The organism is Bacillus sp. FJAT-18017 (assembly GCF_001278805.1).
Lineage (GTDB): Bacteria > Bacillota > Bacilli > Bacillales > Cytobacillaceae > Bacillus_D.
Map to the genome: position 1 here is coordinate 2,737,084 of NZ_CP012602.1, position 14,312 is coordinate 2,751,395.

At 40.7% G+C, this 14,312-nt stretch carries 8 protein-coding genes; 1 reads left to right on the forward strand and 7 read right to left on the reverse strand.

Features of this window, described 5'->3' with window-relative positions; translation table 11 throughout:
• Positions 1-303: 303 nt before the first annotated feature.
• The 4 genes from AM500_RS12825 to AM500_RS12840 form a co-directional block, all read right to left on the reverse strand.
• The gene (locus tag AM500_RS12825) at positions 304-1,452 is read right to left on the reverse strand and encodes a toxic anion resistance protein (RefSeq protein ID WP_053599560.1); all 1,149 of its coding nucleotides are present in this window, start codon (positions 1,450-1,452) and stop codon (positions 304-306) included.
• A 67-nt stretch (positions 1,453-1,519) separates the two neighbouring features.
• A complete protein-coding gene (locus AM500_RS12830) occupies positions 1,520-3,205 on the reverse strand; it encodes a vWA domain-containing protein (RefSeq protein ID WP_053599561.1) in 1,686 nt (561 codons plus the stop codon).
• 15 nt (positions 3,206-3,220) lie between these two features.
• Positions 3,221-3,955: a hypothetical protein gene (locus tag AM500_RS12835; RefSeq protein ID WP_053599562.1), complete on the reverse strand. Its 735-nt coding sequence runs from the start codon at positions 3,953-3,955 to the stop codon at positions 3,221-3,223.
• 707 nt (positions 3,956-4,662) lie between these two features.
• A complete protein-coding gene (locus tag AM500_RS12840) occupies positions 4,663-6,549 on the reverse strand; it encodes a fibronectin type III domain-containing protein (protein ID WP_053599563.1) in 1,887 nt (628 codons plus the stop codon).
• A gap of 254 nt (positions 6,550-6,803) precedes the next feature.
• On the opposite strand from AM500_RS12840, the gene AM500_RS12845 reads away from it, so the two are divergent.
• Positions 6,804-7,049: a hypothetical protein gene (locus AM500_RS12845; protein ID WP_053599564.1), complete on the forward strand. Its 246-nt coding sequence runs from the start codon at positions 6,804-6,806 to the stop codon at positions 7,047-7,049.
• 152 nt (positions 7,050-7,201) lie between these two features.
• Here the strand turns inward: AM500_RS12845 and AM500_RS12850 are convergent, their stop codons facing one another.
• From AM500_RS12850 to AM500_RS12860, 3 genes are all read right to left on the reverse strand, one after another.
• Entirely contained in the window at positions 7,202-8,422 is a 1,221-nt protein-coding gene (locus tag AM500_RS12850; protein ID WP_053599565.1) for an aminotransferase-like domain-containing protein, read from the reverse strand.
• Between the two features lie 189 nt (positions 8,423-8,611).
• Complete coding sequence (locus AM500_RS12855) at positions 8,612-9,793, reverse strand: MFS transporter (RefSeq protein ID WP_053599566.1); 1,182 nt, start codon at positions 9,791-9,793, stop codon at positions 8,612-8,614.
• 185 nt (positions 9,794-9,978) lie between these two features.
• The gene (locus AM500_RS12860) at positions 9,979-14,157 is read right to left on the reverse strand and encodes a S8 family serine peptidase (RefSeq protein WP_053599567.1); all 4,179 of its coding nucleotides are present in this window, start codon (positions 14,155-14,157) and stop codon (positions 9,979-9,981) included.
• Positions 14,158-14,312: the final 155 nt, after the last annotated feature.

A 14,312-nucleotide genomic window follows, 5' to 3' on the forward strand; every position in this document is an offset into this window, starting at 1 on the left:
ACAATTAGTAAAAAACTCAATTAGTTACTTACAACGTGTTTGTATTATTAAGTACTAAAAAGCACTCATCTTTTCTAAAACGAGTGCCCGATTGTTTTCTATCGTCTTTAAAAATTTGATTCAACCACCCATACTTCCTTATTTTCATATGGGATGTGATGTGGCAAGTTCCAATTATAGCGGACGGATATGATCCTTAAGGAAACAATAAGGATCAAGAGGAACGCTGTCGCATAAGGCCCGCGTATCAAGCCTAAACCGATTGCGAAACCGGCAAGCGCTGCCCAGAATGAAATAATTAGGTTAATTGCTTAACAAGTTTACTTCGTTGCCTTTTTCGAGGCGCTGGATCTGTTTTTCGCCTGTTTCAGCCAGTTCTTTGAATTGGTTGATGGTTTCTCGCATTTTCGGCAATGCTTGCTGTTTGTACGCGCTGATAGAGTCCATTGCCTCTATAACATCAGCAAAAGCTACTTTCAGTGTCTCAACAGAAACACTTGATTCCATTGCCTGCTTTTGAATTTCCACACCTTGCACTTTTAGCATTTTGCTTGTTCCTGCAATCAAATCGTTCGTTGTTGCGTTAAGAGCTTCAATTTTTTTTAATACAATCTTCTGATTGTACAAAGCGCTAGCTACAGTAACAGCAATTTTTAATGCAGAAATGGTAACGGTTTTTGCCCGTTCAACACCACGGATCAACTCCCTGTTGTTACGAATGACCACTTCATAAGCAATAATGCCTTGCTGGTTAACTGTTAGCATTTGCTGCAAATCCATCACTCGCTGACGCAGAGGAAATAGCACTTCTTCAGTGATGAATCGAATTTTTTCTGGGTCTTCATCTTTTGTTTTAGCCTGTTCGATTTGAACTTCGATTGCTTCATCCATCAACGTTCCCAGCTCAATCTCTTTTCGAAGGATTTTCGTCAAATCACGAAGTCCCTGCTGTTCGATTTCAAGCGTAGTATTGTCATTTTTCAAGGTCACTTTCCCTTTTTCAAGGCTTGTAACGATATCCGAAATAACACCGTCTGCTTTTTCATATTTCTGAAAGTACGCCCGAAGCGGGTTAAACAGCTTCCCAAGAAACCCTGTTTTAGCAAAATCGATCATACTTGGATCGAGATCCTTCAAATGAGTTTGTAGTTCAGTAAGGCCTTTAGCGACACGGCTTCCTTCATCACCCTGTTTCGATAAGTTCCCAACCGAAACTTGAAGAAGTGAGTTCTTGTTTGACGAAGTCTTCATTGTGCTTAACCCGAAACTCTCAATACTTTTTAGAATTTCCTTTCGCTTATCAAGAGATTCGACATCTAATTCCATAATGGATAAAACATTTTGATTGGCTGCTTTTTGCAGTTCTGAAACTTCCTTCGGAACAGGTTTGACCTGTTCTTCGACAAGTGCTTTCACTTCCTCTGGACTTGCAACATTCATTGAAAATGACATCGGTTTCTTCCTCCGTTTTGATTGTATTTAAGACTTTCAAGCTCAGACTAGACTTAGACCGTAAATGTTACATTTGAACGTTGAATAGGTTTTTAATTTTATAGACGACGTCATCTGAATCAGCATTGATACTAGCTGCTTCGTTGATAGATGAAATGGTCTGAAGAGCTTTGAGGTTTGCGTTATATCCTATCGTATAGACTGGAACCTTGTATGCCTGAATCATTCCCCGGATGTCATCCAATGAGTGTCCTTGATTGGTTTCCCCGTCGCTCAAAACGAAAATGAGAGGTCTCACATCAGGATTCTTCTTCATTTCATCCTTCAGCATTTTCATCGCCACGACAATACCATCATAGGTTGCTGTTCCGCCGTTTGCCTGCAAGCCTTCGACAGCTCCGACAAACAAAGATTGCTGGTTGGTATCAAATGTAGCGATTGGCAGATTGATCGTGACATCATCAGAATAAGTAACCAATCCAACGCTGTTATCTTTTCCAAGATATTTCTGGCCTTTTAACAAACTTTCTTTCATACGGTTCAAAGGTTCTCCATCCATACTTCCAGAGATATCTGCAACAAATACAGCCATAATCGGTTTATTGCCGTTTTTCTTTTCTTTCCATAGCTTTTGAGCAGCAGAAAGAGTGGCACCGTCAACCGTTTTCAGTTCGGAAGTGTAAGTATCAAGACCGTTAAATCCATTTTTCTTACCCAGTTCCTGATACTTTTTCCCTTGAGCGAATTCAGCAAAATTTTTAATGATTTGCTTTTTCTCCTCAGAGATGTCGCCAATTGCATACAATGGACTATCATGGCGAACACCAAATGGAGTGAATACATACGAATCTTTCAAATCAGGTGAATTTATGAATGTTTGATACTCAAGTACGAATCCATCCAATGCCCCCGATTTTGCTGCTTCACGCATCTGCAATGTCGTAGAAGCAGTGAATGGCACATTCGATTGGAATTTTTCAAAACCTTGTATTGCTTTTTCTCCCAGGAGGTTGGATTTGTCAAATGTGTTTAGAGCGGTCAGAAGGAAGTTAAGACCTGTCGAACTTGCAAACGGATCGGTATAACCCATGGCAAATTCATTATTCGCCATTGCATCGGTTAGAATTTTCACATTCACAGAGCCATATTTTTCTACTAGCTGTTCATGCTTATTTTTCGTGATGACAATGCCAGGAACGTTGCCGACCATTCTTTTTGAGATAAGTTCTGTTGTAACTCCGCTCTCTTTCACCATTTCTCCCCAAAATTCATTAGATGGGGTAAAGGCCTCTGGAACATATTTTCCTGATTTGATATAGTCTGTTGCTGTACCCGATGCAATGCTGCGAATCTTAACACTGACTGCCTTTCCATTCACTTTGAACTTTGAATCGTTGTAGTCTTTTGCTACTTCGTTAATCCAGGAATCCTTCCCTTTTCCCGATTTTTCAGGTGAAGAGAAGATTTCAACAAATGAACCGGTAGAGTTTTCAACAGTTACAGGAAACTTATTGATATCCGGCAGTTCTTCTGCCAGATCTGCTGGATTCAGATCTATTTGCCCTTTAATTGGCTTTCCTTTTTTCACATCAATGTCGGAATACAAATCGGCAAGCTGTTCGTCTGCACTTTCAGCTGTAATCTGTTTCTTTGACTTTCCCAGATTCGAAGTTAGAGAGATTCCAAAATAGACAATTCCAAAGAATAAAACAGTGGCAATTAGTGCTGCGATTATGAATTTACCTTTTTTCATTAGCCTGTGCTCCTTTTAGTTTTTATAGAGTTTTGTTTGCTTGATTAAAGCATCCATTTCCTGCATTGCTGCCATATTGTCAATATCATCGATATCAATGGTGTTCAGTCGTGAAATTTCCAGAACTAGTTTATCGATATCCAATAGGATCTCCTCGTTAATATTCAGCGCGTTTTTAACAAAAGAAAGATATTCATTATAAAGTTCCTTTTTTTCTTGAAGAATTTCTTTAGAGAACCGGTTCGTATTTTTTCTAATAATACTCTCGTATTCTGTTTCATCGAAGGTACTGACTTTGTTCAGGATGTTTCGAATGTTCATATAAAATAGCTTTTCTACTTCCGAAACAACATTGGTGAACTTTTGATAACTTAATTCGGTTTTGTCGAATCGTTCATTCAGAAGGGTTAGTAATCCTCCTTTTTTCTTTTTCAATCGCATTTCCTGGCTTAATGCGAATAAAATATCTTCCCTTAACACTTTGATATCTTGATAAAGTTGAAGCGCTTTTACATAATCCTCATTTGTTTTTAGTTCGTTTAAATGTATTGCAGGAAGCTTTTTAAATAGTACTTCATAGATACCGTAAAGAATTACAATGAGACTAACGAGCATTGCCGTCAACCCGAAGGATGTCTCAAGTGCACTTCCGCCAACAATCTTCACGCCCAGAAAACCAGGAGAAAGCAGAATCACATTAGCAAGGGTTACCCCGAATATAAGCAGAATCAATTTCAACATTCTCGACATCGTTCACTCCCCCTTTTTTGTTTTTATAAAGACATATTAATTTTCCTTTTGTGTAAAAAAATAGTAATACGCTAGGTTAAAAAATCCCAAATCATTGATCTGAGATTTTAAAAAATAAAATGAATATGGACTTTTATTCATACGGACTAGTTTTTAATAGGTTTCTGTTTTCTTTCAAATTATTAACATATTTACAAAATATATCGAATTTTGTATATTTTAAGGATATTATACTATTATTTAGTAACCAAATGGTAGGAAATTATGTAAGGAAAGATTTGAGGCGAGGAAGTTGAGAAAAATGTCTCATTAACTTTGAGAATAAGGGACTTTGTATCATTTATATATCAACCCTGTTGTACCATTTAATAAAGTTTTATTTGTACATATGTTCCGAAATTCCTTTAAAAAAATTTCGCAAAATTTCACTTCGTTATCAAGATATTGGCCCCATTGCCATTACATTTACGATATGCACAGCAACTTCCTTTGGTTCATAGGACGATAAGTCTGTCGTAAACTCAATAGAGTGGAATCCAAGATTAATAGCCACAGGATGCAACCAGAAACGGTAAATCAGGCAATAAAAAGAATCCTTTGGCCATCACCAAAGGATTTTCTTAGTTTTTTTATCTAATTTTTGCTGACTTGAAAAAGCTGACCTCATTGTCAATAAACTTATTTAGAATCGGTATGCCTCTTTCATACTATCTTTTATGCGTATACGCGATAACTGCAGAATACGGGCTATAAACACGTACACCGTTTACAGTTCGATACGCTCTCACTTTATAATAATAGGTCTTACCGTAACTCAGGCTTTTATTTGTAAAACTGTTTCCAGACAGTGACCCGATATGGCTGTACGTTCCCGATTTGGACGTGCTCCTGTAGACAGCGTACCCGGTCGCTCCGGACACTTTCGTCCAGGTAAGCGACATTGAAGTGGAACTCGCTTTTTTTGATTTTAACCCGACTGGCGCCTTCGGAACTGCCTTTGTACTTGAAATCTTTGTATAGGGACTATAAACCTTAACACCATTAATAACCCTGTAGGCCCTGACTTTGTAATAATACAGTTTCCCGGTAACAACAGAACTATTGATGAAACTCACTGTGCTGCCGCTTGTTATGGTCCCTATTTTTGCATATGTGCCGGTGCTTTTTGTGCTGCGGTACACTTCATAACCACTGCTCCCCGGAACACCATGCCAGCTGACCTTTATCCTATTATAATCATAGGAAACTGAGGATGTCGCTGAATTGACTACTTTAATAGTTTTCCTGGCGCTGACGTTTCCCGCCGCATCCACAGTGTAGACTCCAATTGAGGTGCCTGCTTTCTGCGCCGGAATTTTAATGCTGTACTTGCCATCTTTGGCAACCGTTTCACCAAGCTTCACAGTCCCTCTATAGGCATATACCTTAACTGACGAAACCGCCTTTCCAGTTAGCACCGTTCCGGTATCATAAATCGGGTCTGCCGACGGCGTTTTATCAGGAAACCCTGCTTTGAGACGATAGGTGGCAGGTTTAGTAACTTCATCCATCGGAGTCACATACACATGGTATGTTCCTTTTTCCAAATTAAGCGTGAAAGAAGCGGTCTTTCCCGCACCCCAAGCAATCTTCGGATAATTTATAGACCCAACCTGATTGATTAGCCTGACTTCAGCAGCCTGGGAAAGCTGGTCCAGGGTAATGGTCACATATCCGTCCTTATTGCTGGTGAACTGGAATACCTCCCGATCAGACGTATGGTCAATTTTGCCGGTGTAAGTCTGATTTGAAGTCATTTTGACAGCTGTTGCTTTCGTTTCGTTCGGTTCTAATGTTTTTGCATCCCGAGTAAAAAGCGCGTTGAAAGTCGCCTTCAATGAGTACTTTCCAGGTTCATCTTTCCACTCCTTATTGAGGATGTCGATGTAATATGTACCTGCCTTTAAATCGAGGTCAATCCCAAAGTTCGGGTCTCCTTCTGTTTGATGCTGGAAGCCATAAGGGCCCTTCTTTTGCTTAATATTAATCATTACCGGAGCCGAAACACCATCAAACGAGAGATAGGCTTCTCCATCCTTTTCCATCGTAAACATATACGTGTCCCTGTCCTGGGCCGTTTCAAATGTGGAACTGTACACCTTTCCATTCTTTAATGGATAAGCCACATAGTTTATATCATTCGGTTCAAAGCTAACAGAATCCCTCACTGGAGGAGGATTGTCATTGCTCGGGTATGTCACTTTCAGCTGGTAAATGGAACCCGAGACGGAGCCTGACGAAATCCTGACTGTATACGTGCCTGCCTCTAAATGCAGGAGGACCCCACTCGGTTCATTTGGCCAGTCGTCATATAACATGTTCTGATTTTCATCCCGAATTATAATTCGAACCGTACCTTTAACTTCACTTAAAACTACATAGACTTCACCCTGCTCGGTCGTGGTGAATTCATACATTGAAACATCACCTTCTGAATAGAGCGTGTTCTCAACCGGTACCCCGTTCGGAATCGTCATCCACGCCTTCGCCTGTTCTCCCCCTCCAAAAATCAACATGAATAAAGCTGCCCAAACGATGATGTACCCCTTTTTCAAAAAGATCCCCCTCTGTCCGAATATTAAATAATCTACTAAAATTGTAAATGATACCGACCTGAAATTAAAGACAATTTTTCCAAAATTATACTTTCATCCGTTATGAAAAAATGGCCATTCGGCGCCTCTGAAATTTTTTAGTTAATATTACATATACAGCAAAACAATTAAATGGGAGAATCTAAGGTTTAGTGTTGCTAACAGACGAAATTTGTCGGATAATGCAACTAATACGGATGAAGGGAGTTGCGATCTTGAGAGAGTACGAGTTGGATATCATGGTAGAGATGCTAATGGATACATTTGTTTTCAACACTTGGGAGACCGATTTTTTCCGCATGAATACAATGCAGAACCTAGTTGAATTTGGCCTGATCGATAACCTGCCTGAATTGGCAAGAGAACTCAAGCATCAGAAGGCAGAAATCCTGGTGGAACCATTGAAAGCCGTCCATCCCGAAGCCGGCAAGCAAGTGGAACTATGGCTTCAGTTAATTTAATCCATACATACTGAAAAACCTGGAGTCCTATTAAGGTCTCCAGGTTTTTGAATTGTTTAGTTCTTTTCTCGATTGGTATATAAGGAGTTGAAAGTTGTTATATATGGCAAACACTATGCTATTTATTGTATTTTTGAGGCGTTTTTTCAAATTCAAGCAAGATTGCCAGTCAAAATAAGAGTGTTCTCTTTCTCTAATTCACGATGCAGTACTTCTCCTATACGCTTTATTCCCTCATTGATTTTGTCTATTGGCATATTCGAGTAATTTAAACGTAATGCATTTTTCTTTGTTCCATTCGCATAGAATGCACCACCGGGAACAAACGCAACATTATTTTCTAAGCATTCAGCGAATAATTCCCCGGCATCTACAGACTCTGGAAGCTCAACCCAAATAAACAACCCGCCTTCTGGTTTACTGTAAGCCAAATTTTTCGGGAAAAACTCCTCAATAGAAGCTAACATAGCCGTGCATCTTTCTCTATAAACAGCTTTGATTTTATTAATGTGTTCTTCAATATCATAAAGCTCCAAATATTTAGCTGTGATTCTTTGAGCAAAACTATCAGTATGCAAGTCGGCTGTTTGCTTAAAGGCAATGTACTGTTCAATGAAAGTTGCATCCGCACAAATCCAGCCAAGTCGAAGACCCGGAGCAAAAATTTTCGAGAAGGTACTCAAATAAATAACTCTGCCCTCTGTGTCAAAGTGTTTTACAGGAGGGAGTGCCTCTCCAGCAAATCGAATAGCGCCATAGGGATTATCCTCTACAATGAGTACATCATATTGATTGGCCAGCTCAACCATTTTCTTTCGTCTTTCGAGCTTTAATGTGCGGCCTGTAGGATTATGAAAATCCGGAATCGTGTAGATAAATTTAGCGTTAGGATGTTGCTGCAGCTTTTTCTCCAGCTCCTCCATGACCATGCCCTCATCATCCATATCTACTTCAACAAATTGGGGATTGTATGACTTGAATGCATTAATTGCCGCGAGATAAGTTGGGCTTTCGCAAATAATGATATCTCCCTCATTTAAGAACAATCTTCCAGTAAGGTCAATGGCTTGTTGAGACCCTGATGTGATGATTATATTTTCGACAGGAGAGTTGACCCCAATACGTTTCATTCTTTGGCCGATAGCCTCTCTCAAAGGGATGTAGCCTTCAGTGGTACTATATTGGAGTGAAGCTGCACCTTCCTCAATCAAAACAGCATTGCATACATCCTTTATCGCTTCTACAGGAAACAACTCGGGAGCTGGCAGGCCTCCTGCGAAAGAGATAACTTCTGGCCTGGCTGTTACTTTTAATATTTCTCGTGTCTCAGTAGGTTGTACTAGATGAGTTCTGTCAGCAAATTTACTTTTCATTTATAAACATCTCTTTTCATGTTTGTGATCTCTGTTGTTCAAATATTCCGTTTATTTATAATAGTTATATTACCATACTATTATAACATATTAGTATAAATAGATGTTTTTTATTAAAGGGTCATTTGCTTTTAGATAATTGCCCAAAACTAAGTTAGCGTATATCTGGACATTTTAGGAAAGTACCGGCTATTCATAAAGTCTATATTTGACCATAAATACAATTCCCATAAGAGGTCCAATCGATAATATAGTAAAGACCCACTCCCAACCGACTATTCTCTGAATAGTAGGGATTAGATTTATAGAAAATATAGTAAATAGAAAACCAATACACATTTGAAAAGTAAGGGCCGTACCTACATATTCAATTTCAGCTTTTTCTGAAACTGCTGCGGAAAATTGGGCAGAATCTGAGATAACAGACATCCCCCAGATCATGGAAATAATTAGAGTTAACCAAATAAATGAACCAAATGTAAAACCTATTATAATTGAACAAATAGCACTGATAAACATAGAAATAATCGTTAAATTAGCTCTTCCTATTTTATCTGAAATTAATCCACCTAACACACAACCAATCCCACCTGCAATTCCTATGGAAATAAAAGAGGATAATGCAATGAACCAATGAGGAATTTCTGGCGAATAGGTTAAGAAACTAGCTGTCAAAAAAGCAGGAAGCCATGTCCACATCGCGTACAGTTCCCACATATGACCAAAATAACCGTAATTCGCTAGCATTACCGGTTTATTCATTACTACTTTCTTTATTAATTTTAACGAAACGGGCATTCTTTTCGATTTTACTGGAGCATCTTTTAAAAGAAAAATGATAACAAAAGCCGATAATAAAGCCAATACTGAACTACTTATAATTACGAGTTTCCAATTAAATGAAGAAAAAAACATTATAACAAAATGAGGTAAGGATGACCCTATTGTTAATGCTGCTATTAAGATTCCAATTGCAAACCCGCGATTTTTTGGAAACCATTGTGATAAAATTTTCACAGCGATTGGGTATACACCAGCAAGTGCTATGCCAGTTAAAAGCCTAAGTAAAATACCGAAAAAGGCGTGATCGACTAAAATTAATAAGGCATTCAATATTGCGCCAAGAAATGCTGATGCTGCGAAAACTTTTCGGGGATTCAAACGGTCAGCAATTCCAAAATATGAACTAACTAATGATCCTATTACAAATCCAACAGGAACAGAAGCAGAAAGCCAAGCTTCAGAATAGGAACTAAGGTTCCAAGCTGCAATTAGTTCGGGTGCAATTACAGATGCACTAAACCACAAGCTTAAAGCACATAACTCTGATAATCCAATCCATACCAATGCTCTCCAAGAACCCTGAATCATATGACCCTCCTTCCCAAATAAAATAGAATAATATTATAAGGAGAAAAAGAACCTTCAGCGTGCTTATATAAAGTGGATTAATAACTTTGTTCTTTCTAATCTTAAAGAAAACAGCCTTTAAAACTAGCAAAACAACAGGATTGCCTCATTTACAGGGGCAATCCTACTGTTAATGGTATATATTATTATTTGCCGCCTTTGCTTGCATAAATGACTTTTACTTGTTTCCATGTTTCATTTCCAAACGTATCTTTAGACCAAATCTGGATGATGTTTTCACCGGATGCTAACGTTACATTTGTAGTGAATACACCATTCTTAACTCCGATTTCTTTGCCGTTTACCCTGACAAAGGCAAGGTTTGCATCGGCTACTTGCCCCTGGACAGTTACCGATTTCTTGTGTGTCGTTTCTCCTTCAATTGGCGATTGAATAATAATATCCGGAGCAATTGAATCCACTTTTACATTAACGGTCGCTGTTGTTTCATTGCCTGCCAAATCTTTCGCTAAAACGGAAATGATAGTGTCACCCTGCTCCAGCGTAAGTTTAGCTTCAAAGACTCCATCGGTAACGGTCGCTTTAACCCCATTAGCTGTAACAGAATCAAGGTATTGATCCTGCACCGTTCCTTTTACAGTAACGGTTGTTGTATTGAATTGGGCTCCGTCCGCTGGTGACTCAATAGAAACAACCGGTTTAGTCTTATCCACGATGACGGTTACCGGATTCGACGCCCTGGTCAGGCCTGAACCTTGGACGGCTTTCGCTGTTAGACTATTTTTCCCTTCGGTTAAAGTAACATCTGCAGCAAAACGCCCCTCCTGCGTAGATGTTACAACTGCTGCTTCAACACCATTGTTGTATAGATGAACTGCTGTATTTGGCTGTGCCTCACCTTCTACCTTTACGGCTCCGTTCGCTGTAAATGACCGATCTATCGGAGAGGTAATTTCCGGTACGGCCTCATCGTACGATACAACCGCGCGAATCATATAGTTCCCGTCAGATTTAACGGTTTGTTTCCAGACTCCATCAATATAGGAGTAGCTTCTGCCCGACCATGCGCCATTCGTATCTTTATTTATAGCTGGAATGAACGGGAATGGATTTTTTTGTACATAAGCCAAGTAAAAGTCTCCTGGAATGATAACTTCTTCACCGCTTAAATCCACATGTGTCCACTCAGTATGGGAGCGGATAGCCTTCGCTTCAAATGGCCCGGCCAGTTTTTTGCCTGGAGAACCATTCGGACCAGTCGCATCATATACTTCGACAAGGAATTCCGTGCCGCCTGGGTCAGGACGAGTGCCACCGTCAAATTTGTATAAACCGCCTGTCAAGACGCCTCTCGTTTCACCTTCAGCAAGCGACATTTTGACAGCCCAGCCGTTGCCTTTCGTATGCATATAGTTCAGTGATTCAGCTGTTCCATCATCATAAGCTATTGTTTCGGAATAGCCCACTATCGGATCCATCGAAAGATTTTGAGCAGTCTCGCCATTTGGAGCTAATGAAATAGCTGCGTCGTTCGGATAATGCATCGGATGTGAAACCTTAAGTGTGTAGCTGCCTTCAAGAGCTGTAAATTGGAAGGTTCCATCCGTGGCTGATACTGCTGGCTCGATATTCGCATCCTCTACCAAATAAACTTTTGCTCCTGCTATTGGTTCACCTGTCAGCTTATTTGTCACCACACCGGATATAACGCCTGTCTGTTTTTCTTCAAGCGTGAAATCAGCGATGGTATCCTGGTCACCCGCAACTTGAACTTTCTGTGAGTTTGGATGATATCCATAGGATTCCGCGACAACTGTGAATTCCCCTGCAGGATGGCTTAAGGAATAGCCTCCATTTTGCGGATTGGTCGTAGCAGACCTCCCCGTTTCTGCAACACTGACATAAGCCTGCAGCGGCAATAAGGTTGGAGGATTTTCTGCTTCTTCCTCTGTATCTGCACTCATTGATACCGTTTGTTCCAAAGCCACATTGGAAGCGCTGCTGGTGCCTGCCCCAATGGAATCGGCAGATAAAGCAACATCATCAATATACCAGCCAGGCCTCGTCGTGCTGGAGTCAGAAAATGCATAAAAGGCAATATAGACACCTTGTCCCGCATAAGCAGATAGATCTACCTGGGCATCTAGCCATCTAGTTGAATCTCCTTTTACCATTAAAAGCGGCTTCCATTCCTGGCCATTTTGTGAGGCCATGACATATCCGTAATCATACGCGGTGCCAGTAGAGGCAGAAACTTCGAAGCTATGCCATTGCTTAAACTGCAAATACGATTTCCCTTCCGGAACAACGATGGACGGCATAACAATCATTTCACGCATTCCATTGGTATAGTTGCCGGTCAATTTAGTGGCGTAAACTTTCTGTCCGGATGCTGCACTGTTAGGGCCAGATGTCGGGATTCCCCACTCCCAATTCGTTGTTGAACCTTGGGCGACAAGTTCCCAGCCGACAGGCTCTGTCTCGAAGTCCTCGAAGTAACCGATTGTCAGTCCTTCTGATACAGATACGATATACTCTTCAGATGTAACAGCATTTCCGACGAAGTCAGTAATCACCCATTGATACGTCAAGGTCCCTGCTTCTGTCACCCCTGCAGGAATACTTGCAAAATAATCTCCTGATAAATGATTTCCTGAAATCCGTTCAGCTTGAATCGTCTTCCACTCGCCATCGTTCACCTTATACTTTAAGGCTACGGACTCAACACTGACATTGTCACGTGCCAGGATGGACAAGTCGATCTGCATTCCTTCATCCGCCGCAGTAACTGGTGTATGTTCGAATACCGGATTATCCGCGTCTTCTCCTTCAATCGTCACATTTCCTTTGATTGTTCCCATACCGACAGTAACGGAAAGAACCGCATCATACACGTTCAGAAGCCCGTGACCATATCCGTTATTTGGAGATTTCGGATAAGTAGCATCTGTTAAAGGAGTCGCTGTCTCCGTCAAAATTTTCTCTATTTCGTCCACTGTCAAGCTCGCATTTCCCTGTCTGAGCAAGGCTGCAGCTGCAGATACATGAGGGGAAGACATTGAGGTTCCATTCCATCCGCCTTCATAACCGCTGCCTGGAACTGCAGAGCGGATTTTTACTCCAGGGGCTGTAACGTCAGGTTTAATTTCACCATATGGCGATGGGCCCTGGAATGAAAAATCCCCCATTTTGTTTTCTTTATCGGTTGCACCGACTGCAAATGACTCGGGATAATTAGCAGGGGTTGCAATCGTTCCTGGTCCATTCGGTCTTAGGAATGATGCATTTCCCGCAGCAAAAACAGGGAAAATATCATATGCTCTCCATGTGCGCACAATTTCGATAAACCATTCATCAATGCCAGGACCGCCGCTCCATGAATTGTTGACGACATCCGGAGCCATATCGACCCTGCCGCCAGGAGCCAAAATCCATTGGGCAGCCGCCAATATAGTGGAATCCGGTCCTTGTCCTTGTGCATTAAACGCTTTGGCCGCAATCCATTTTGCTCCCGGTGCTACGCCAATTTGGTTCTTTCCATTCGGCTCGCTGCCGACCATCGTTCCAGTTACATGAGTGCCGTGGCCATTGTCATCATAGCCAGCTGTTTGTCCACTTACAGCATCAAAGAAACTATATTGATGGTCGACAGTTCCATCGGCTGCATTATAGCCGCGATATTTTTCCTTCAAGGCCGGGTGGTCCCATTGAACACCTGAATCAATGCTCGCGACAACAGTCCCGGTTCCATCAATTCCTAACTTCCAGGCATCAGGAGCACCAACCTGGCTTACATTCCACTCAATATTAGCGTCAGCTTCGGCTTGAGAAGCGTCTACTTCAGGCCCCAATTGCCTGATTTCATCCACATATATTTTCTCTACTTCATTCATGGAAGCGATTTTCTCAACAACTTCCTTTGTGCCTGTAAAGGAAACCGCATTAATAATATAGTAGGATTTGAATTTTTTAACTTTGCCCTTTTGTTTTTCCTGTCCAAGCACGTCCAGAACCTTGCCTTGCTTTTGATGGGCATTCGCTTTGAGTTCTGTTAGTACTTCGGAACGGACAATATGCTTTTTTTGCTGCGCAGTAGCACTTTTTCCATTTGCCTTTTTCTTTGCTTCCTTCGCTACAGTTGCCGTATCGACTTGGTCACGAAGCGTGACGATAAACGATACCTCATCCGTTTTTTCAAGCTGTTCATAAACCTTGCTGTCGATTTTGTTTGCAGAAGAAGTTGGGACAGTTTGGTCCGAACTTCCTCCCCCATTTGTTGCCGAAGCAGCTGGAGGTAAAAATGTACTGATCACCATAATAATTGCAGACAACAAGAATACTAGACGTTTAGCCCTTCTTTTCAAAAAACGACCCCCTAATTTTTCTACTAATTATACAAACATGTAAAATACATGTAATATATTCCTAGATTGTATCAGAAATAATTATAATATTCTGAGTATTTAGGACTATTTTTTCAATAATCGTATTGGGAAATTTTTTGGACAAAAAAAGAGTG

Excerpts from the sequence above, each read along its gene's own strand:
- AM500_RS12835 (WP_053599562.1), bottom strand. The coding sequence starts at position 3,955 with ATGTCGAGAATGTTGAAATTGATTCTGCTTATATTCGGGGTAACCCTT.
- AM500_RS12825 (WP_053599560.1), bottom strand. The coding sequence starts at position 1,452 with ATGTCATTTTCAATGAATGTTGCAAGTCCAGAGGAAGTGAAAGCACTT.
- AM500_RS12850 (WP_053599565.1), bottom strand. The coding sequence starts at position 8,422 with ATGAAAAGTAAATTTGCTGACAGAACTCATCTAGTACAACCTACTGAG.
- AM500_RS12830 (WP_053599561.1), bottom strand. The coding sequence starts at position 3,205 with ATGAAAAAAGGTAAATTCATAATCGCAGCACTAATTGCCACTGTTTTA.
- AM500_RS12855 (WP_053599566.1), bottom strand. The coding sequence starts at position 9,793 with ATGATTCAGGGTTCTTGGAGAGCATTGGTATGGATTGGATTATCAGAG.